Raw genomic sequence first — 19,215 nt, 5'->3', positions numbered from 1 at the left:
CGGGGTCCATCTTTACGGGGTCGAGGTGAAGTTCTCGGCGGCGGTGCGCAGACACATCGCCAGCGAGGTCGCGCCGGCGTCCGGAGTGCCGACGCTGCGCTCCGCGAGGGGTCGCGCCCGACCCACCTTAGGCCGCAGTTCAGCGGTCGCCCGCGCCGCCTCGGTAGCGACCTCGGCCGCTGCCTGCCACGCATCCCGCCACTCCTGACCGTCGGCCACCCGCCGCTGCAGGTCTTCGACGAACGGAAGAAACGCGTCCAGCATGGTCTTGTCTCCCGGCGCGGCACCGCCGAGTGTGATCAACGCGTCGTAGCCGTCGCGCATTCCGGCCGCAATGGTGGTGGCGTCGGGCCGTCCGGTGTCGCCGAGTCGCGCACCGACAGCGGACAGCAGGGCACCCCAGAGCACGCCCGAGGTGCCGCCCGCCTTGGCGGCCCACTCCTTGCCCGCCGCGGCCAGGACCGAACCCTGGCCGGCTCCGGCCTCGGCCGCGCTGCGGGCTGCCTCGGACGCTGCCGACGAGCCCTTCACCATCCCTCTGCCGTGGTCGCCGTCGCCGGCGACCGCGTCGATCCGCCCCAGCTCCTCCTCGACGTCGGCGAGCATGGCCGCCATCGCCACCAGCACACGGGCGACCAGCCGACCGCCGTTGCGGCCGTCGTCGTCCGCGCGCTCCGCCAGTGCCGCCGCGTCGGCTCCAACAGCCAGCTCGGCGGCGGTGCGCAGTTCGGCAGAGCCCTCACCGACGGCCGGTGCCGCGGCCCCCTTGCGGTAGGCCGGGGTGTCGGCGGGCGAGGTCCAGTACCGCTCGAGTTCGTCGTCGAGCCACATCAGCGTCAGCGAGCAGCCCGCCATGTCGAGGCTGGTGACCAGCTCACCGACCTCCGGTTCGACGATCTCGTAGCCGCGCTCGCGCAGCAGTGCGGCCACGGTGCCCCACACCACGAACAGCTCTTCGTACTTGGTGCGGCCCAGGCCGTTGAGGATCACCGCGATCCGCTTCGACTCCGTCGCCGGCTGGTCGGCGAGCACGCCGTCGACCAGCTTCTGCGCCAGCGCCGACGCCGACGGCATCGGCTCGTCGGCCACCCCGGGTTCCCCGTGGATGCCGAGGCCGACACCCATCATGCCCTCCGGGACAGTGAACAGCGGGTGGTCGGCCCCCGGCATGGTGCATCCGTCGAACGCCACCCCCAGCGTGCGCGTCGCGGCATTCGCCGATTCGGCGACCCGGACCACCCCGGCGAGGTCGAGACCGTCCTCGGCCGCCGCGCTGGCGCACTTGAACACCGTGAAATCGCCTGCGATACCGCGCCTTTTCGCTTCCTCGCCGCGGGGCGCGCTGGCGATGTCGTCCGTGACCGCGAAGTAGTGGGCCTCGATACCCTCGCTGCGCAGCTGTGTCACCGCGAGCCCGAAGTTCATCACGTCACCGGCGTAGTTGCCGGTGGTCAACAGCACACCGGCGTCGCCGTGGGCAGCCCTGGCGACCGAGGCCGCCTCCTCGGCCGAGGGCGAGGTGAAGATGTTGCCGACCACCGCGCCGTCGGCGAAACCGAAGCCGACCGTGCCACAGAACGCGGGATAGTGACCCGAGCCACCGCCGATGACGACCGCGACCTTGCCCGGCCTGGTCCGGTGGGCGCGGACCACACCGCCGGGCACCCCTACGACATAGCGCGCGTTGGCGTCCAGGAAGCCGGTCAGCATGTCCTCGGTGAATCGGGCAGGGTCGTTGTAAAGCTTGGTCATCGCAGCCGTTCTCCGGTGTCGGTGTCGAAAAGGTACACCCGCTCGGCCGGTGCGGTCACCGTCACCTGCTGCTCGGGTTGGTAGTCCTCCTCGGCGGGGGTTTGCACCACCACACCCTCCTCGATACCCGGCACGGTGCTGGTCGCCAAACCGAACTCCAGCAGATGCTCGAAGTATGCCACCGTGGCGGCGACGCCCTGGCCGTCGCCTCCGGCCGACAGTGCGCAGTCCTGTGGCCGGATGCCCACGGTGACCCTGGTCGCGTCCGGCACATCGGTCACCGTGGTGTCCAGGAGCCCTGCCCCGGAACCGATCTCGACGCGCACCCGACCGCCGTGGACCCGGGTTGTGCCCGGGATCACGTTGATCGCCGGCTCTCCGACGAACTCCGCGACGAACAGGTTGGCGGGATCGTCGAAAACCTCATCGGGAGTGCCGAATTGCTGTACCACACCGCCGTCCATGACGGCGAGCCGGTCGGCCAGCGACAGCGCCTCGACCTGGTCGTGGGTGACCACAATGGTGGTGTATCCGAACTCCCGCTGCAGCACCTTCAGTTCGCGGCGCACGCGGTTGCGCGCGGAGGCGTCCAGATGGCTGAGCGGCTCGTCGAGCAGCAGCACCGGAGGATTGCGCACCAGTGCCCGAGCCAGCGCGACCCGCTGCTTCTGACCGCTCGACAGTCCCGCCGGGCGCAGATCGAGCAGGTCTTTCATCTCCAGCCGCTCGCAGATCGAGTCGACCATTTTCTCGGCGCCTTTGACCTTGCGCGCCTTCAGGCCGTACAGCAGGTTGTCGCGGACCGACATCGGCGGGTACAGCGCATAACTCTCGAAGCCGACCCCGATGCCGCGTTTGGCCGCGGGCAGTTGGGAGACTTCACGATCACCGATCTTGATCGATCCGCTGGTCACCGTCTCCAGCCCGGCGATCATGCGCAAGGTGGTCGTCTTGCCGCAGCCCGACGGCCCGAGCAACGCCACCAGTTCGCCCGCCTGGATCGCCAGGTTGATGCCCTTGACCGCCGTCACGCTATCCCGGCTCCGCGACGCATAGGTCTTGACCAGATCCGAGAGGGTCAGGCTCTGGGCTGTCTGCTGCGTGGTCTTGTCGATCGTGACGCTCACTGCACTGCCTCCAGGGTCGAGTCGCCGAGTCGCGCGGTGTCACCGTCGCCCGGCGTGAACACGTGCACATCGGATTCCGCGATGCGCATCGTCACGTTGTCGCCCTCCCCGACGCCGTGCCGGCCCGAGGTGAGGGCGATCAGCTGCGCGCCTCCCACGTCGACGGTCAGCTCGATGTTGCGGCCTAGCCGTTCGGCGAGCACGACACGTCCGCGTAGTGAACCCTCCCGGCTCGTGACATGGATATCGCTGGGGCGCAGCCCTACTCGCACCCGATCCCCCCGTGCGCACTGCACGCCGGCCGGCACCGGAACATCCAGCGAGCCGTCACCGAGCCGGATCCGGCCATCGTCGACGACGCCGTCGAGCAGGTTGATCTCGGGTTGACCGAGCGATCGCGCGACGAAGGTGTCGGCCGGTCGGCGCCAGATCTCGTCCGGCGTGCCGATCTGCATCACCCGGCCCTCCCGCATCACCGCGATACGGTCGCCCAGCGCCAGCGCCTCCTGGTAGTCGTGCGTCACGTAGACGGTCGTGGTGTTCGACATCGCGCCGAGCTGCTTGAGTTCGGCGCGCATCGACGCGCGCAGCTTGGCGTCGAGGTGGCTCAGCGGCTCGTCGAGCAGATAGGCATCGGCCGGCCGGACCAGGACACGACCGAGCGCCACCCGCTGACGCTGCCCGTTGGACAGCTCGCGGGGCAGCCGGTTCTTGAGCGCGTTGATGCCCAGGGTCGTGGTGACCTGGTCGATCCGCTCAGCCTGCTCAGCCGCCGAATATTTGCCGGTACGACCGGATTTGAGCGGCGAGGCGAGGTTCTCGGCCACCGTCTTCTGCGGGTAGAGCGCGTAACTCTCGAAGGCCATCGCTACGTTGCGGTGGTAGGGCTCCACCGCGGTCATGTCGACACCGCCGATGGATACCGTGCCCGAATCGACGTCGACCAGCCCGGCGATGGACTTCAACGTGGTCGTCTTCCCGGCTCCGCTGGGACCCAGGATGACGAAGAACTCGCCGTCGGCGATGTCCAGCGACAGGTCATCGACCGCGGTGACCTTCTTCGAGGTCGCACCGTAGCTCTTGGTGACATTGGCAATCGTTACCGTGGCCATCAGGCCTTCACCGCCCCGAATGACAGGCCCCGCACCAGATACCGCTGGATGGTCAGCGCGAGGATGAGTGGTGGCAACGCCGCGATCAGCGCCGCGGCGGCCGTGAGGTTGTAGTACGCCTGGCCGCCGCCGCCGAGGAACTTGGTGATGGCGACGGTCACCGTGCCGGCATTGCTGTCGGCCAGGATCAGCGGGAAGACGTAGTTGTTCCAGGCGAAGATGAACGCCAGCAGCGCCGCGGCGGCGATGCCGGGCCGCACGATCGGCAGCGCGACCATCAGGAACGCCCGGCGACGGGTGTACCCGTCGAGCAACGCCGCCTGCTCGAGATCCTCCGGCAGATCCTGGAAGTAGGACCGCAGGATCCACACCACCAGCGGCATGGTGACCAGTTGCAGCACCCAGATCATGCCGACCTTGGTGTCGAACAGGCCGATCTGGTTGTAGATCACGAACAACGGCACGATGACCATGAGCTCGGGTGCGAAGCGGAAGGACAGCATGGTGAACATCAGGTCGTTGGAACCCTTGTACTGCCAACGGCCGGCGGCGTAGGCGGCGGGGATACCGATGATCAGCGACACCAGCACCGCGCCGCCGCAGTTGAGCAGGCTGGTCAGCAGCGAGGCCTTGAAATCCACGCTGGTCATCTGGGTGCCCCGATCGGACAGGACCGTGGCGAAGTTCGACCAGGTGGGACTGAACGAGAAAAAGGTGGTGGTCTGCTCCTCGGCGTTCTTCAGGGCCAGCATCAGCATCCAGAAGATCGGAAAGAGCGAGAAGACGAACCAGAAGACCAGCCCGACATCGGCGGCGACGGCGCCGATGGACCACCGCTTCTGGCCCGGTTGAAGCTCAGTGCGGGACATCTTGAGTGCCATGGTCTATGACTCCGCTCCGGCAGCGCGGCGCTGCGCTTTTCCGAGCACGCTCACCAGGTAGCGCGCGGTGATGAACACGATGACCCACAGCAGCAGCATGTAGGTGCTGCCGCGCGAGTAGTCCAGGTTGATGATCGAGTCCTCGAAGGCGCCGATCTGCAGTGTCCGGGTGGCCACGCCGGGTCCGCCGGCGGTCAGCACGTAGATGTGGTCGAAGACCTTCAGGTTGTCCATGAACCGGAAGATCACGGCAACCAGGATGTAGGGCCACAGCATCGGCAGCATCAGCTTGCGGAACATGTAGAACCACGAGGCGCCGTCGACTTCGGACGCCTCGAACGGCTCGCGTGGCAGCGATCGGATACCGGCGAGCACCAGGATGGCGACGAACGGCGTGAAGATCCAGATATCGACCAGGATCACCGAGAACAGCGCGTTGCGCGCCGACAGCCAGTCAAACGTGTTGCCCAGTCCCAGAACATGATTGAGCACGCCGAACTGCGGGTTGAACATCAGTTTCCAGATCACACCGGCGATGACCGGAGCGATCATCAACGGCAGGATGAGCACCTTCTCGAAGATCTTGCCGATGATCGAGGAGCGATTGAGCAGCAAGGCCAGCCCGACGCCCAATACCGTCTCGATGAACGTCGCCGCGACCGCGAAGGTGGCGGTGACCTGGACGCTCTTCCAGAAGACCTGATCGCCGAGCACCGAGGCGAAGTTGTCGAACCAGACGAAATGCGGATCAGGGTTCACCGCAGCGTAGTTCAGGAAGGCGTAGTAGGCGCCGACCGCGAACGGATACAGGATGCCGACCACGATCACCACGGCCGGGACGGACAGCAGGTAGGGACGCAGCCTGCGCCGCCAGGCCGGAACCTCGGGCAGGTCGCCCCGGCGCACTGCGGGCGGCCGGTCCGGCGACGTCGACGGGGCCTTGGAGGTCTGAGTTGTCATGATTTCCACGGCTCCTAGAGATTGACCTTGGACGTGTTGGTCTTGGCGAGGCTGCGCAGGCGCGTCGCAGCGTCATCTCCGCCGTAGATGTCCTGCAGCGCGACCGCCCAGTTCTGGGTGGTGTCGAAGAACTTCTTCTGCGGGGTGAACTGAATCTTCGACTCTCCGATGACGGTCTCGAAGGCTTCGAGGTAGCCGTACTGGTCGGCGGCGACCCGCTTGAAGGTGGTGTCGAACACCGACTGGCGCACCGGATCGGCGTAGCTGCCGCCCTCGACGGCTTTGTTCATCGACTCTTTACCGGTCACCCACTGGATGAACAGCCACGCCGGCAGCTTGTTGCGCGAGTTGGCGCTCATCGCCCAACTCCACGTCCACAGGTTGGTCTTGTAGTTGCCGTCCGGACCGGCCGGGCCGGCGTACCACGCCAGATTGCCGGCCTCTTTGCTCGCACCCGGCTTGTTCTTCGGGTAGGTGGCACTGTCGGCGTCGAACACCATCATCGCCGTTCCGTCACCGAGATCACCTGTGGCATTGGGATAGTCATAGGTCGTCCACGACGTGGGGCCGGCCTTGTGCTGCATCTCGATCCACTTCTTGGTGAAGTCGATCGCCTTGTCGCTGTCCATCTCGGCCACCAGTTCAGAGCCGTTCCAGGTGTAGTCGACCGCGCCCGCGCGGGTGTATTGCGTCATGAAGCCGGGATGGATGGTCGCCCAGGACTTCGACCCTCGGGTGGAGATGCCGTAGCGGTTCGCCGAGCGGTCGGTCAGATCCACCGCCAGCTGGATGAAGTCGTCGAAGTTGTCGGGCAACCTGGTGATGCCCTTCTCGTCGAAGATCCGCTTGTTGTAGGCGACCACGTTGTTCTCGAAACCCCACGGGATGGCCCACTGTCCACCCGTCCCGAGCGGATTGCCGAGCGTGAAGTCCCACCGGGTGGATGTGCGCAGTCCTTCGAAGATGTCCTCGAAGTCGTACTCCGCACTGGTGGCCGAGCTGTTGCGCAGCCACGGGTCGAGATCCTCGATCCAGCCCGGTGGACCGTACTGCCAGATGAAGTACGCGCCGAGCATGAACGCGTCGTGTTTACCCGAACCTCCGGCCAACTCGGTGTTGAGTTTGGTGAAGTAGTCGGCCTCGGGCACCAGGTCGATGTTGACGTTGATGCCGGTGAGCTCGGTGAACTCCTGGAGCAACGGCTGGTACGAGAGCTGATAGGGATGCGGGGTCTGCAGGATGTTGACCGTCGATCCCGCGGCCTTGCGCCAGTCGAAGCCACCGGTGACGGCGCCGGCGCCGTTGGGTGCGCTCTTGCCGCCGCCGACCCCGCAGGAGCTCAGCGCCGGCACGCTGGCCGCGGCCGCTCCCGCGACACCCATCGCCGCAAGCATCTGCCGGCGCGAGAAGTGCCGTCCGCGAGGCATATTCGAGAATGTCATGTGCCGCCCTTCGTTCACGCGGGGATCAGCGAGACCTTGACCGATTCCTTGCCGCTGGCCACCAGGTCCAGCCCCTTCTGGAATTCGGCGAGCGGAAGCTGATGGGTGCAGATCTGATCCATGGGCAGGACGCCGGATTCGATCATCTTGATCGCGGCCGGCCAGCAGTACGGCCCCAGGTGTGCACCGAGGACGTCGAGCTCTTTGTCGTCGCTGATGATGCTCCAGTCCACCGACACGTCACTGCCGAACACGCCGTACTCGACGTAGCGACCGAGCTTGCGTAACAGGTTGAGCCCCTGCGGGACTGCCGAGGGATGCCCGGTCCCCTCCAGGTACACGTCGGCGCCGTAACCGTCGGTGAGCTCTTTGACGATGGCGACGGCGTCCTCCTCGGCGATGTTGATCGTGAGGTCGGCACCGCAGCGCTTGGCGAGTTCCAGCTTCTCCGGTGCCATGTCGAGCGCGATGACGCGCATGGGGTTCTTGGCGCGGGCACCGGCGACCATGCCCAGACCGATCGGCCCGCAGCCGGCCACGACGACGGTGTCCTCGAAGGTGATCTGGGCCCGCTCCACGGCGTGCAGCGAACACGAAAGGGGTTCGGCGAAGGCGGCGTGGTGTGGCGCCACAGCGTCGGAGACTTTGTGCACCAGGGCTTCCGCCGGATACACCATGTAGCTGGCCATCGCCCCCGGCGTACGGCGCTTGAAGCCGTAGAGGTCGTGCGGCTGACACATGTGGTACTGGCCGCGCTTGCAGAATCGGCACTCCCAGCACGGCACGATCTGCTCGGAGACCACCCGGTCACCGACGTCGATCCCCCAGCGCGTCGCCGCCTGCTCGTCGAGTTCGACCACCCTGCCGACGAATTCGTGCCCGGGAATGACCATCGTCTCGGCCCATGCGGGCCGGTTCTCGTCACCCCAGAACTTCGCGGCCCCGTGGTAGCACTTGAGGTCGCTCGCGCAGATCCCGACCGCCTCTACTTTGATCAGCGCTTCGCCGGGACCGCGCCGCGGGACGGCCACCTCCTCGAGCCGATAGTCATGGGGACCGTGGCAGACAACGGCCTGCATTTTCTCGGGAATACCAGCGGACATGCGTATACCTCCATCTGTGTGCGCAGTCACAGTAGCGAGCGATGTGCACATCTGTCCAGAACGAATGTTCAGCAAAATTCTTTTCAGAGCAGATGTTCAATGCCATACTCTCTGCATGCCCCGGTCGGCCCAGCCCACCCCCACCGCTGCCAGCGCCGACAGTGCGGCCGATGCCGAAGGCAGCCATTTCCCGCCGTCGTTGCTCTACACGGCTTCTCGGCTCTACTACGAGGACGACGCCACCCAGGCCGAGGTGGCCGAGCAGTTGGGAACCAGCCGGGCCACGGTAAGCAGGTTGCTGGCCGAGGCCAAGCGCCTGGGCATCGTCCGCATCCAAGTGATCCCGCCCGCCGAGGCGCGGCCCACCGAGCTGGCCGACCGGCTGGCCCGCGCTCTGAACCTGCACACGGTTTACCTGTCCGCACCGCTGCCTGCGCCGGGGCCCGGACGAACGGTCATCGACGTGATGGGCCGCGCGTTGGCACCCGTCACGGGGCGTGCACTCAGCGAGGCGGGTCTGCTGCCAGGTGATGTCCTGCTGGTGTCGTCGGGTCGCACCGTCTACGAGGTGGCCCAACACGAGCTCACCCCGCTGCCCGGCGTGGTGGTGGCCCCGACGGTCGGCGGCAACGACCAGCCATACGAGTGGTACCAGACCAACGAGATCACCCGGCTGGTCGCGAATCGCGTTGGGGGCCGGGCCAACTACCTGTTCGCTCCGGCACTGCCGGGTCCGGGTCTGTATGGGTCGCTGCTCGAAGATCCGAGCATTCAGCGTGTCGTTCACCAGTGGCCGCAGGCCAGGTGTGTGCTCATGGGGGTCGGCGCCCCACCTCTGACCCGCTCGGACGTGCCGCAGTTCGTGCCGGCCGCATCGTCCTCGCTGCGCCCCGCCGTCGGCGACGTGTGCTCACGCTTCTACGACCGCAACGGCGAGCCCGTCGACTTCGACGGCGCGGACCGGCTGATCGCGCTGGAGCTCGACCTCCTTCGGCACATCCCGGTGACGATCGCCGTCGCCATCGGACGGGAGAAGATCGACTCGATCACCGCCGGCGCGCGCGGCGGTTACTTCAACCGGCTGGTGACCGATCCGGCCACCGCGGAGGCACTGCTCAACGAGATCGACTCGACCAAGGAGGGTTCGTGACGACTGCCGTCGCTGCCAGGTATGCCGGCGCGCAACGACTGGATGGCAAGCGCGCGTTGGTAACCGGCGCGAGTAAGGGCATCGGCGCCGACATCGCCCGCGCGTTCGCCTCGGCCGGTGCACACCTGGTGCTCGGCGGTCGCGATCAGGACGAACTCGACCGCGCGGGTCAGGCTCTGCACGACGAGTTCGGCGTCCGAACGTTCCCCGCCGCTGTCGATCTGGCCGATCGGGACGGTCCGGATACGCTCGCCCGGATGGCCGCCGACGCGTTCGGCGGCCTGGACATCCTGGTCAACAACGCCGGCATCTCGCATCCCGAAGCGGTCGTCGACACCCACGCGGATCTCTTCGACGCCACGATCGCTGTCAACTTGCGGGCACCGGCACTGCTCGCGGCGCGGGTGGGAGCGCACATGGTCGAGCAGGGCACCGGTGGCGCGATCGTCACCGTGGCGTCGGCGGCTGCGCTGGCCCCGCTCCCCGACCACTACGCCTACTGCGCATCCAAGGCGGGTCTGGTGATGGCGACCAAGGTCCTGGCGCGCGAGCTGGGCCCGCACGGGATCCGCGCCAACTCGGTGTGCCCCACGGTGGTGCTCACCGAGATGGGGCAGCGGGTGTGGGGCGAACCCGCCAAGGCGGCCCCGATGCTCAACCGGATCCCCCTGGGCCGCTTCGCGGTTCCCCACGAGGTTTCGGACGCGGTGGTGTTCCTGTCGTCGGACGCCGCCAGCATGATCAACGGCGTCGAGATCGCCATCGACGGCGGCTACACGATGGGCTGACCGCTCAGGCCGACTCGGCCTCGGCAAGGCGGTGCATCTGATCGCGGGTGTTCGGATACAACTGCGCCCACGTCCGGTACAGCTCGTCGTACATCGCCTGGTTGCGCGGATCGGGTGTGATCTCCCGGGCGATACTGGCCCAGTCCGTGTCGGGCGGTACCAGGCCGACGCCGACGGCGGCCAGCAGCGCACCGCCGTAGCTCGCCCCGATCGCCTGTTCGGGCACCAATTGTGAGCGCCCGGTCACGTCGCTGACCGCCTGCGCCCAGACCGGACTCTTCAGTCCGCCGCCGACGGCGACGGTGCGGGTGCCCGAATGCGCGTCGTCGAAGCGTTCCAGGATCTGTCGGATCCCGAACGCGATCCCTTCGTAGGCTGCGCGGAACAGATGTCCCCTGCCGTGCCGCAGGGTCAGGCCGGCCAGTAGGCCGCGAGCCTGCGGATCGAACACCGGGGTCCGCTCGCCGGCCAGGTAGGGAAGCATCAGCAGGCCTTCACTGCCCGGCGGCACATTCAGCGCCTCGGCGGTCAGCTCGTCGAAGGAGACCCCACCGGTCAGGGTTTGAAGCCAACTGATCAGGCTTCCTGCCGTGGAGGTGCCTGCGGCCAGCGCCAGGCTGCGCGGCTCCACGCCCGTGGTCGTCCACAGCGTCGGGTCGCTGTGGTACTCGTCGATCACCTGCACCAGGAACATGGTGGAGCCGTACATCAGCATCTGGTCACCTGGCCGGCGGACACCGACCGAATAGGCCTCGGAGTAGGCGTCCACGCTGCCCGCGACCACCGGCAGCCCGGCAGGCAACCCGGTCTCGCGTGCGGCGGCCGCCGACACCGCGCCGACGATCTCGCTGGGCCAGACCAGCCGCGGAAGCGGCAGATGTCCGCAGATGCGTGCGGCCCACTCGTGGTTCCAGTCGAAATCGCGGGTGGCGTAGAGCGGGTCGCACTGGCTGGCGGTGTGGTGGTCCATCACGTACTCGCCGGTCAGCTTGGCGGCGATGTAGGAATTGGAGCCATACCAGCCCGTCGCCGACTCGAACACCTGCGGCTCGTGTCTGCGCACCCATTCGATCTTGGGGCCGACCGCCTGGCTCGACAGCAGGGTTCCCGCCCGATCGAGGATCGCCTGTTCGCCCAGTTCCCGTGTCAGCGCCGTGATCTCGGCGTGGGCCCGGGTGTCGATGCCGTACAGGATGGCCGGCCGCAGCGGACGTAGGTCCGCGTCGCACAGCAGCAGGCAGGGGCCCACACCGCTGACACACATCGCGGCCAGCCTCGCACCGACGGGCACCTGCGCCGCCAGCGCGGCGCTGATGGCGCACACTTCCCGCCACCACACCGCTTCGGCATCCACCTCGGCCCAGCCCGGGCGGGGCAGATCCATCCCGTGCGGGACGGACTTGGACGCGATGACCGTGCCCTTCGTGTCGACCAGGACGCCCTTCGTGCTTCCCGTCCCCATGTCGATTCCGAGCAGCAAGTCCACTACTGCACCCTACGGTGCGACCGTGGCGAGTCCCCGGGAAGTGATGGACCGGTGGCGGAGGTTCCCGGGTTCGGCCTTGGTCGGGCGGATCACCGCTGATCTACACTCACGCCGTGGACGTCAAAGGAACTAGTGCAATTGTCACCGGCGGAGCATCTGGCATCGGCGCCGCGACTTCCCGGCTGCTGGCATCCAAGGGAGCCCGCGTCGTCGTGGCCGATCTGCAGGCAGACCGCGGGCAGGAGCTGGCACACGAGATCGGCGGCGTGTTCGTCAGCGTCGACGTCACCGACACCGCGCAGATCGAGGACGCGGTGAACACCGCGGTCGACCTCGGTCCGTTACGTGTGCTCGTCAACTCCGCGGGGATCGGCTGGGCGCAGCGGACCATCGGCAAGGATGGCGAGTTCGCGTCGGCGCACAACCTCGACGCCTACAAGAAGGTGCTGGCCATCAACCTGGTCGGCACGTTCGACTGCATTCGACTCGCGGCGACGGCGATGAGCCGACTTGATCTCACCGACTCCGGCGAACGCGGTGCCATCGTCAACATGACCAGCGTGGCGGCGTTCGACGGGCAGATCGGTCAAGCTGCCTACTCGTCGTCCAAGGGCGGCGTCGTCGGTCTGACCCTGCCGGTGGCGCGCGACCTCGCGGCTGTCGGAATCCGGGTGAACACCGTGGCCCCGGGCCTGATCGACACGCCGATCTACGGCGAAGGGCCGGACTCGGAGGCCTTCAAGGCGAAGCTCGGCGAATCGGTTCTCTACCCGCGCCGGCTGGGCAAACCCGAGGAGCTCGCGTCCATGGTTGTCGAGCTGCTCACCAACTCGTACATGAACGCCGAAGTGGTCCGGGTCGACGGCGGAATCCGTATGCCACCCAAGTGATCCACTGACCGATGGTGGCAGCTGGGGAACTCGACAGCGTCCTCGCTGATCGCTCCTCCACGGTCTCCGGTGCGGACGGTCAGCCGTCCGCACCGGTGGCTGTCGGCGGCCGGGAGACACAGAAGCGGTTTCCTTCGGGATCGGTCGCCGGAACACACCCGCGCCCACAGATCGGGCAGTCCTGCCCTGCCCCGCTGAGCACACCCCCGGGGTCCCCCTCCAATCGCAGATGCACGCGCCCCTGCGTCGGTGGCGTGTCCCGGTTGCGGACGAACTCCACGGCGGCCCCCGTGCCGGGGCGCAACGTCGCGTATTCGGGATGTGTCCGCACGACGGGGTGTCCCATGACCGTCGACCAGTAGCGGGACACCTCGACCGGGTCGGCCACATCGGTCACCACGGCGGCGATCCGTCCTGCGTCGCGGTACTCGTCACGCGGCTCCAGGATGCAGAATTCGTTTCCCTCCGGGTCGGCCAGCACCACCCACGGCACTCCGCTCTGACCGATGTCGATGGGCCGTCCGCCCAGGTCGCACGCTCGCTGCACCAAGGTCTTCTGGTGCGCTTCGGATACCGAGGCCAGGTCGAGGTGCACCCGGTTCTTACCGTCCTTGCCATCGGACCCACGTACGAAGTCCAGCAGGAGACCGTGCCCCGGTTCGACCTGATCCGCGGGGCGCTCGAGGAGCTCAGACCAGTACCGGCGCAGCCGCGCCGGATCTTGCGCTTCGATTACCACCGCGCGGAGAACGACGGACACCCGACCAACGTATCCGACGTCGCCCCCACTGAACCGGGCAAAGAGATTCGCGCTGATTTTTTGCCTCCCCGTCGCGCTCCCGCCGTGCCACCGTCAGCGGCGGATGTTTGACGATGTCGGCTCGACGAAAGGCGCGAAATGACAGCCACACTCGGGACCAGCTCACGACTGACCCCGCTGGAGCCGGTACAACTCGACGCTGCGAGGTTGAACTATCCGGCCACCAACACCGCATCCATCCCGCCGCTGGCCGAGCACTGGCAGAAGCTCGACTTCCGCGAGATCCTCAGCAGGCCTGCGGCGTTCCTGTCGGTCAGCCAGTCGAACTCGCTGTACAAACCGGGGGGTGTGCAGTACGCCGAAGGTCACGCGCTGCGCGGCAGCCTTGAGGCGACGGTCAAGGCCGTCCGGGCCGCTCGCGAAGCACCGAACTTCCGGTCGTTCAACTGGATCGGCTTCTCCGTGTTCCGCGACAACTACCCGAAAACCGACTTCGACCGGGTGCAGTATGACGGCTGGACCGGCCACATCGACGCCACGCCCGCGCAGATCGCCTGGGACGACGCTCTCGTCGACGAGTTACGCGAGCTCGTGCGTCCCGGAGACAACGAACTCTACGAGAAGGCCCTGCAGACCGCCTTCGTCGGCACCGACCTGCCCGGCACCTTACTTCGGCAACGAGTCGAGGTCGTGGTGATCACCGGCATCCACCTCGACTGGTGCGTGGAAGGCAACGCGCGGGCCGCCCGTGACCACGGACTGTTGCCGATCATCATCGGCGACGCCACCGGTGCCGCCCGCCCCGACCAGGAGCCCGCGGCGTTCCGGCGCATCAACGACTTCTTCGCGCCGGTCATCACCTCGGAGCAGTTCGCGGAGTGGCTGAGCCGGTAGCCGCCGCCGCGCAGGGCACGCGTGCGACCAGGGCGCTGACCGCGGCGAGCGCAGCCCGCAGTACGCCGCCGTGGTCGGCGGCGAGTCGCACCACCCAGCCCGCGTCGTGGGGCAGGTCGCTCACCCCGGCCAGCACCGGTGCGGCGGCGGCTTCGATCTCCGGAGTCAAGGCAGTCATCGTGGTGTCCAGGTCGTCGCCGATCACGTACACCGTCGCGAAAGCCGTGGGAGCGCGCCGGACCCGGGGCATCGCGTCGAGCAGTTGCGCATCGAGCGCGAGCAATCCCCCGTCGTCACCGAAGATCTCGACGGTGGACTCGTAGCTGCCGAACATGTCGTGGCTCAGGTCCGGGTGCAGCACCACGGCGTCGACGAGGACTGCGCGTCCACCGGGCCTCACCCAGACCCGCAGGTGCTGGCGATAGCGCGCGTGCGGGGTGAGGATGCGCGGCGAAGCGTCCAGCAGCAGCCGCCCGGTCCCGTCCACGCAGACCTCGGTCTCCTCCGCGGCCGGCTCGCCGCCCGGGACGCCGGCGACCATCGTCGCGCCCTGGCCGCGCACCACCGCCGACCCGCCGTCGATCACCCCGATGCGCTGGGTGACCACGTCGCCCGGGATCAACGTGCCCGCCGCGTTCTGCACCGTCACCGTTCCCACCGACGGCTGCGCGCTGTCGGGGAACACCCGTCCGATCAGCAGCGGCCACCGGTACCGCCGGCGGGTCAGCGCGGTGCGGCCGCCGACACCGGCGAACTCCAGGTCCAGCGACCTGCGGGCGGTGCCGGTCACACGAACAGCACTTCGCGTTCGAGCACGTCCATCAGCGCGTCCAGCCCGTCGCCGCCGCGCGCGCTGATCGCGACGACGGGGCGGCCCGCCCGCACCTCGTCGGCCTCCTTCAGCATCAGCGGCAGGTCCACACCCACGTGCGGAGCGAGGTCGACCTTGTTGACCACCAACAGATCACAGCGCAGCACGCCCGGCCCCCGTTTGCGCGGGATGTCGTCACCGCCGGCCACGTCGATCACGAACAGCCAGTAGTCGACCAGGTCGCGCGAGAAGGTGGATGCCAGGTTGTCCCCGCCGGATTCCAGCAGGATCATCTCGGTGTCGGGGAACTCCGCCTCCAGTGCGTCGGCGGCGGCGATGTTCAGCGACGGGTCCTCCCGGATCACGGTGTGCGGGCAGCCGCCCGCCTCGACCGCGCGGACCCGCCTCGGATCGATCAGCCCGGACCGGCGCACCCGCTCGGCGTCCTCAGCGGTGACCAGGTCGTTGGTGATCACCGACAGCACCCGTCCGCGGGCGGCGAACCCGGCCAGCAGCGCCTCGACGAGCGCGGTCTTGCCGGACCCGACCGGACCGCCGATACCGATCCTCGCGGCCCTCACCGCAGCAGGTACTTCCGCGAGAACGGCACCGTCACAGCGGGTTCGGCGGTGAGCAGCTCGCCGTCGGCGCGGACGTCGAACGTCCGCGGGTCGACCTCGACGTGCGGCAGCGCGCTGTTGCGCACCATGTCGCTCTTGCGCAGACCCCGCACCGAGGAGATGGGCAGCACGTTCTTGCGCAGCCCGAGCCGCTGCGGCACGCCCGCCTCGACGGCCAGCGACGACATGAACACGAACCCCAGCTCGGCGGCAGCGTCCCCGAGCGCGCCCCAGTTCGCGCGCTGGATCACCGGCTCGGACGACGAGATCGACCCGGCGGCGTCCCCGAGCGCGGCCCACGCCACGAACCCGTTCTTGAGCACCACCTTCGGTTTGACGCCGAAGAACGCCGGATGCCAGATGACCAGATCGGCGACCTTGCCCACCTCGACGGAGCCGATGTGCGCCGCGGCCCCCACCGACAGGGCCGGGTTGATCGTGAGTTTGGCGATGTAGCGCTTGACCCGCTCGTTGTCGGCGGCGGCGGTGGTCTCCTCCGGAAGCCGGCCGACGCGCTGTTTCATCACCGATGCCAGCTGCCAGCAGTTGGCGATGTTCTCGGCGACCCGGCCCATGCCCTGGGTGTCGCTGCCGAAGATCGAGATCGCGCCCATGTCGTGCAGGAAGTCCTCGGCCACCATGGTCTGCGGCCGGATCCTCGCCTCGGCGAACGCGACATCCTCCGGGACGTCCCAATTCATCAGGTGCGCAAGCATCGTCATCGGTACACCCTCGTCGAGCCCGCCGAGGGTGTACGGGTTCGTCGGATTGGTGGTGCCCGGGATGACGTTGTCGTAGCCGACACAGCGGATCAGGTCGGGCGCGTGTCCGCCGCCCGCGCCCTCGACGTGGTACAGGTGGATGGTCCGGTCACCGATGGTGGCCATCGTGGTCTCGGAGAAGCCGAACTCGTTGATCGAGTCGGTGTGCAGATGCACTGCGAAGTCCGCGGAGTCCGCGGCCACCAGCGTCTGGTCGATGATCGCCGGTGACGCCCCGAAATCCTCGTGGATCTTGACCGCACCCGCCCCGGCCGCCACCATCTCGAGCACCGCGGCCGGATCCGACGAGCCGCGTCCGAACGGGACGTAGTTCATCGGCGTGTACTCGCCGGCCTTGAGGAACAGACCGAGATTGCGCGGGCCGCCGGTGGCGACCTCGAACGTCGGCCCGAGCGAGCCCCCGATCAGGGTGGTGGTGCCGGTGGACAACGCGTGCTCGGTCTGTTGCGGGGAGATCAGGTGCGCGTGGGTCTCGATGGCGCCGGCGGTGACGATCATGCCCTCGGCGGGGATCGGCGTGGTCGCCGTACCGACGACCATGCCGTCGGTCACACCGGGCATGGTGTCGGGGTTGCCGGCCTTGCCGATGCCGACGATGCGTCCGTCGCGAATGCCGATGTCCGCCTTGATGATCCCGGTCACCGCGTCGACGATCAACGCGTTCATGATCACGTAGTCCAGCGCACCGTCGGACACCCTGGTCGAGGGCCGGTAGCCTTCGCCGTCGCGCACGCTCTTGCCCGCGCCGCTGAGCAGTTCGTAGCCCGGCACGGTGTGGTCGTGCTCGACCTCGACGAACAGTTCGGAGTCGGCCAGCCGCACGCGGTCGCCGGTGGTGGGCCCGAACACGCGGGCGTAGGCCTGGCGGTCGATCGCGGTCATGACAGTCCACCGACCGCGTGCTCCAGCGCGCCCTCGGCGTCCAGGGGTCCGTCCGCGGCGCCGGAGAACCCGTGGATGACGCGGTCCCCGGCCATCGGGACCAGTTGGATCTCGACGGGTATGCCGGGTTCGAAACGCACCCCGGATCCGGACGGGATGTCGAGCTTGTGACCCCACGCCGCGCGCCGGTCGAACTCCAGCGCCGCATTGGTCTCGAAGAAGTGCGACTGGCTGCGCACCTGGATGTCGCGGTCGCCGCGGTTGACGACGGTGAGTGCGATCCGTGGCGCGCCGGGGAACAGCTGCACCGGTTCCTCGCCGACGATGACCTCGCCGGGCCGGATCGCGTCCTGGCCCTGCGTGATCGGATCGATCAGCGTCACCAGTTTGGTCCCGTCGGGAAATGACGCGTCGACCGCGACGATGCCGACCATATCGGGCACTCCTGGCTCACACTGCGCGGCGTCCAGCAGCCCGCAGGCGTGGTCGATCACCTCGTCGTAGGCCAGGTTCTTGCGGGCGGCCAGCAGCACCTCGTCGACCAGCAGCGCCACCGCCTCGGGGTGGCTGAGCAGCACACCCTCGCGCAGGTTGCGCCGCGCCAGTTCCGCGGCGCTGAACACGGTCAGCCGCTCGAGTTCGGTGGGTGTCAGATTCAATCGTCTCTCCTCAGCTGGCGAACAGGCGCACGCCGTCGCCGCGGCGTTGCGCCGCGATGTCGGCGTAGGCGGTGAACGGGGCGGGGGTGGTGCGCGGCCGCAGGGCCAGCACGTCGAGCAGACGCGGGGTGAGCGTCGTCGCGATCCGCTGAGCCCCGAGATGCCCGATGATCCCGAGACGCAGTGCCGCGCCGGTGATTCCGGACAGCACCTGCCATATGACCACCGTCTCGGCGGTGGCCAGCGTCAGGCCCGCGGCGCGCAGGCACACCGCCTGTACGACCGGCAGATGGCCGGGCGCGGTCCCGGCCAGGACACGGTCACGGTAGTCGGCCACCTCCGCCGCCCCGGCGCCGACGACCGCGCTGAACGTGGCCAGCGTGGCCGCGCCCGCCCGGCGGGAGGCCTCACGCAGCACCGACATGGTCGCCGAAGCCTCGGCGAGCTGGTCGGCCGCGGCCGGGTCTGCGGCCCATGCGCTGCGCAGCAGCACCCGGTCACAGTGGTGCCAGCGGCCGTGCAGCTGCTCGGCGACGAACGCGGCGACGTCGTCCTCGTCGCACACCAGGCCGTCGCGGTGCGACCCCTCCAGCCCCGACGAGAACGCAAAGCTCCCGGAGGGAAACGCACTGTCGGCGAACCTGATCGCCGCGAGCAGCTGCCCCGCGTCAGTCATCGACACGCTCGACGCGGCCGCTGTCCAGCAGATCGGCGATGCGGGCCGTGTAGTCCGACTCCGCCGACTCCAGGTGCACGACCAGCGTGTCGTCGTCGCGGTCGACCTTCCAGTGCAGATGCCCGGCGAGGAACCCCAGCTGTAACGCCGACCCGATGTCGCACGCCCGCAACGTCATCCGAGTCGGTGCGCCGGCACGTACCACGACGGCACGGTCGTCCTCCAGCAGCAGCACGGCGCCGTCGGCGAGCCCGGTGTCGCCGGTCAGCGCGACGGCATAGTCCACGCCCGCGTCGGAGGTCACCCGCAACCGCCTGCGGTCGAGGTCGTAGACGTCGAGGTGCACGTACTCCACGGCGTGCTGGTGGCGCAGCTCCTGCAGCCGGGAGGCGACGACGTCGTCGTGGACCCACCCGACGACGTCGTCGAGCAACCGCACG

General features: G+C 68.1%; 19 protein-coding genes. 4 read left to right on the top strand and 15 right to left on the bottom strand.

The window, feature by feature from the left end; all coding sequences use genetic code 11:
• Positions 1 to 12 precede the first annotated feature (12 nt).
• From derK to eltD, 7 genes are read right to left on the bottom strand one after another with little or no spacing between them, the layout of a single operon-like run.
• Positions 13 to 1,752, bottom strand: a complete 1,740-nt coding sequence (gene derK, locus MVA01S_RS00850; protein ID WP_003932537.1) for a D-erythrulose 4-kinase — start codon at positions 1,750 to 1,752, stop codon at positions 13 to 15.
• Positions 1,749 to 2,879, bottom strand: a complete 1,131-nt coding sequence (locus MVA01S_RS00845) for an ABC transporter ATP-binding protein (protein WP_003932538.1) — start codon at positions 2,877 to 2,879, stop codon at positions 1,749 to 1,751. The genes derK and MVA01S_RS00845 overlap by 4 nt, the downstream gene beginning before the upstream one ends.
• Positions 2,876 to 3,991: an ABC transporter ATP-binding protein gene (locus MVA01S_RS00840; protein ID WP_003932539.1), complete on the bottom strand. Its 1,116-nt coding sequence runs from the start codon at positions 3,989 to 3,991 to the stop codon at positions 2,876 to 2,878. Before MVA01S_RS00840 ends, MVA01S_RS00845 begins: the two co-directional genes overlap by 4 nt.
• Positions 3,991 to 4,872: a carbohydrate ABC transporter permease gene (locus MVA01S_RS00835; RefSeq protein ID WP_003932540.1), complete on the bottom strand. Its 882-nt coding sequence runs from the start codon at positions 4,870 to 4,872 to the stop codon at positions 3,991 to 3,993. The genes MVA01S_RS00840 and MVA01S_RS00835 overlap by 1 nt, the downstream gene beginning before the upstream one ends.
• 3 nt (positions 4,873 to 4,875) lie before the next feature.
• Positions 4,876 to 5,832, bottom strand: a complete 957-nt coding sequence (locus tag MVA01S_RS00830; protein WP_040542599.1) for a carbohydrate ABC transporter permease — start codon at positions 5,830 to 5,832, stop codon at positions 4,876 to 4,878.
• A gap of 14 nt (positions 5,833 to 5,846) precedes the next feature.
• Positions 5,847 to 7,274, bottom strand: coding sequence for an extracellular solute-binding protein (locus tag MVA01S_RS00825; RefSeq protein ID WP_051015352.1), 1,428 nt, complete (start codon positions 7,272 to 7,274; stop codon positions 5,847 to 5,849).
• A gap of 14 nt (positions 7,275 to 7,288) precedes the next feature.
• A complete protein-coding gene (gene eltD, locus MVA01S_RS00820) occupies positions 7,289 to 8,377 on the bottom strand; it encodes an erythritol/L-threitol dehyrogenase (RefSeq protein ID WP_040542455.1) in 1,089 nt (362 codons plus the stop codon).
• Between the two features lie 115 nt (positions 8,378 to 8,492).
• Between eltD and MVA01S_RS00815 the strand changes: the two genes are divergently transcribed.
• Both MVA01S_RS00815 and MVA01S_RS00810 read left to right on the top strand, forming a co-directional pair.
• The gene (locus MVA01S_RS00815; RefSeq protein WP_003932544.1) at positions 8,493 to 9,527 is read left to right on the top strand and encodes a sugar-binding transcriptional regulator; all 1,035 of its coding nucleotides are present in this window, start codon (positions 8,493 to 8,495) and stop codon (positions 9,525 to 9,527) included.
• Positions 9,524 to 10,315 carry an SDR family NAD(P)-dependent oxidoreductase gene (locus tag MVA01S_RS00810; RefSeq protein WP_003932545.1) on the top strand — a complete coding sequence of 264 codons (792 nt, stop codon included), beginning with the start codon at positions 9,524 to 9,526 and terminating at the stop codon, positions 10,313 to 10,315. Before MVA01S_RS00815 ends, MVA01S_RS00810 begins: the two co-directional genes overlap by 4 nt.
• A gap of 4 nt (positions 10,316 to 10,319) precedes the next feature.
• Here MVA01S_RS00810 and MVA01S_RS00805 read toward each other — a convergent pair whose 3' ends face one another.
• Positions 10,320 to 11,801: an FGGY-family carbohydrate kinase gene (locus MVA01S_RS00805; protein ID WP_003932546.1), complete on the bottom strand. Its 1,482-nt coding sequence runs from the start codon at positions 11,799 to 11,801 to the stop codon at positions 10,320 to 10,322.
• Positions 11,802 to 11,914: 113 nt separating this feature from the next.
• Here MVA01S_RS00805 and MVA01S_RS00800 point away from each other — a divergent pair, with 113 nt between their 5' ends.
• Entirely contained in the window at positions 11,915 to 12,691 is a 777-nt protein-coding gene (locus tag MVA01S_RS00800; protein ID WP_051015349.1) for an SDR family NAD(P)-dependent oxidoreductase, read from the top strand.
• A 79-nt stretch (positions 12,692 to 12,770) separates the two neighbouring features.
• Here MVA01S_RS00800 and MVA01S_RS00795 read toward each other — a convergent pair whose 3' ends face one another.
• Entirely contained in the window at positions 12,771 to 13,451 is a 681-nt protein-coding gene (locus MVA01S_RS00795) for a VOC family protein (RefSeq protein WP_003932548.1), read from the bottom strand.
• Between the two features lie 138 nt (positions 13,452 to 13,589).
• Between MVA01S_RS00795 and MVA01S_RS00790 the strand changes: the two genes are divergently transcribed.
• Positions 13,590 to 14,345 (top strand): cysteine hydrolase family protein, encoded by a 756-nt coding sequence (locus MVA01S_RS00790; RefSeq protein WP_003932549.1) that lies wholly within the window; start codon positions 13,590 to 13,592, stop codon positions 14,343 to 14,345.
• On the opposite strand, the gene MVA01S_RS00785 is transcribed toward MVA01S_RS00790, so the two are convergent.
• The 6 genes from MVA01S_RS00785 to MVA01S_RS00760 are packed head-to-tail and all read right to left on the bottom strand — an operon-like array spanning position 14,308 to position 19,214.
• On the bottom strand, positions 14,308 to 15,135 hold the full coding sequence (locus tag MVA01S_RS00785; protein WP_003932550.1) for an urease accessory protein UreD: 828 nt from the start codon (positions 15,133 to 15,135) through the stop codon (positions 14,308 to 14,310). The genes MVA01S_RS00790 and MVA01S_RS00785 overlap by 38 nt on opposite strands.
• Positions 15,132 to 15,737: an urease accessory protein UreG gene (gene ureG, locus MVA01S_RS00780; protein WP_003932551.1), complete on the bottom strand. Its 606-nt coding sequence runs from the start codon at positions 15,735 to 15,737 to the stop codon at positions 15,132 to 15,134. Before ureG ends, MVA01S_RS00785 begins: the two co-directional genes overlap by 4 nt.
• Complete coding sequence (gene ureC / locus MVA01S_RS00775) at positions 15,734 to 17,440, bottom strand: urease subunit alpha (protein ID WP_003932552.1); 1,707 nt, start codon at positions 17,438 to 17,440, stop codon at positions 15,734 to 15,736. Before ureC ends, ureG begins: the two co-directional genes overlap by 4 nt.
• Positions 17,437 to 18,099, bottom strand: a complete 663-nt coding sequence (gene ureB / locus MVA01S_RS00770) for an urease subunit beta (RefSeq protein ID WP_003932553.1) — start codon at positions 18,097 to 18,099, stop codon at positions 17,437 to 17,439. The genes ureC and ureB overlap by 4 nt, the downstream gene beginning before the upstream one ends.
• A 10-nt stretch (positions 18,100 to 18,109) precedes the next feature.
• Positions 18,110 to 18,775, bottom strand: coding sequence for an urease accessory protein UreF (locus MVA01S_RS00765; protein ID WP_003932554.1), 666 nt, complete (start codon positions 18,773 to 18,775; stop codon positions 18,110 to 18,112).
• Entirely contained in the window at positions 18,768 to 19,214 is a 447-nt protein-coding gene (locus tag MVA01S_RS00760; protein ID WP_003932555.1) for an urease accessory protein UreE, read from the bottom strand. The genes MVA01S_RS00765 and MVA01S_RS00760 overlap by 8 nt, the downstream gene beginning before the upstream one ends.
• Position 19,215: the final 1 nt, after the last annotated feature.

Origin of the sequence: Mycolicibacterium vaccae NBRC 14118 = CIP 105934 (genome assembly GCF_001552715.1) — a bacterium.
GTDB classification, from domain to species: Bacteria; Actinomycetota; Actinomycetes; order Mycobacteriales; family Mycobacteriaceae; genus Mycobacterium; species Mycobacterium vaccae.
This window is presented reverse-complemented; position numbering and strand designations above follow the sequence as displayed.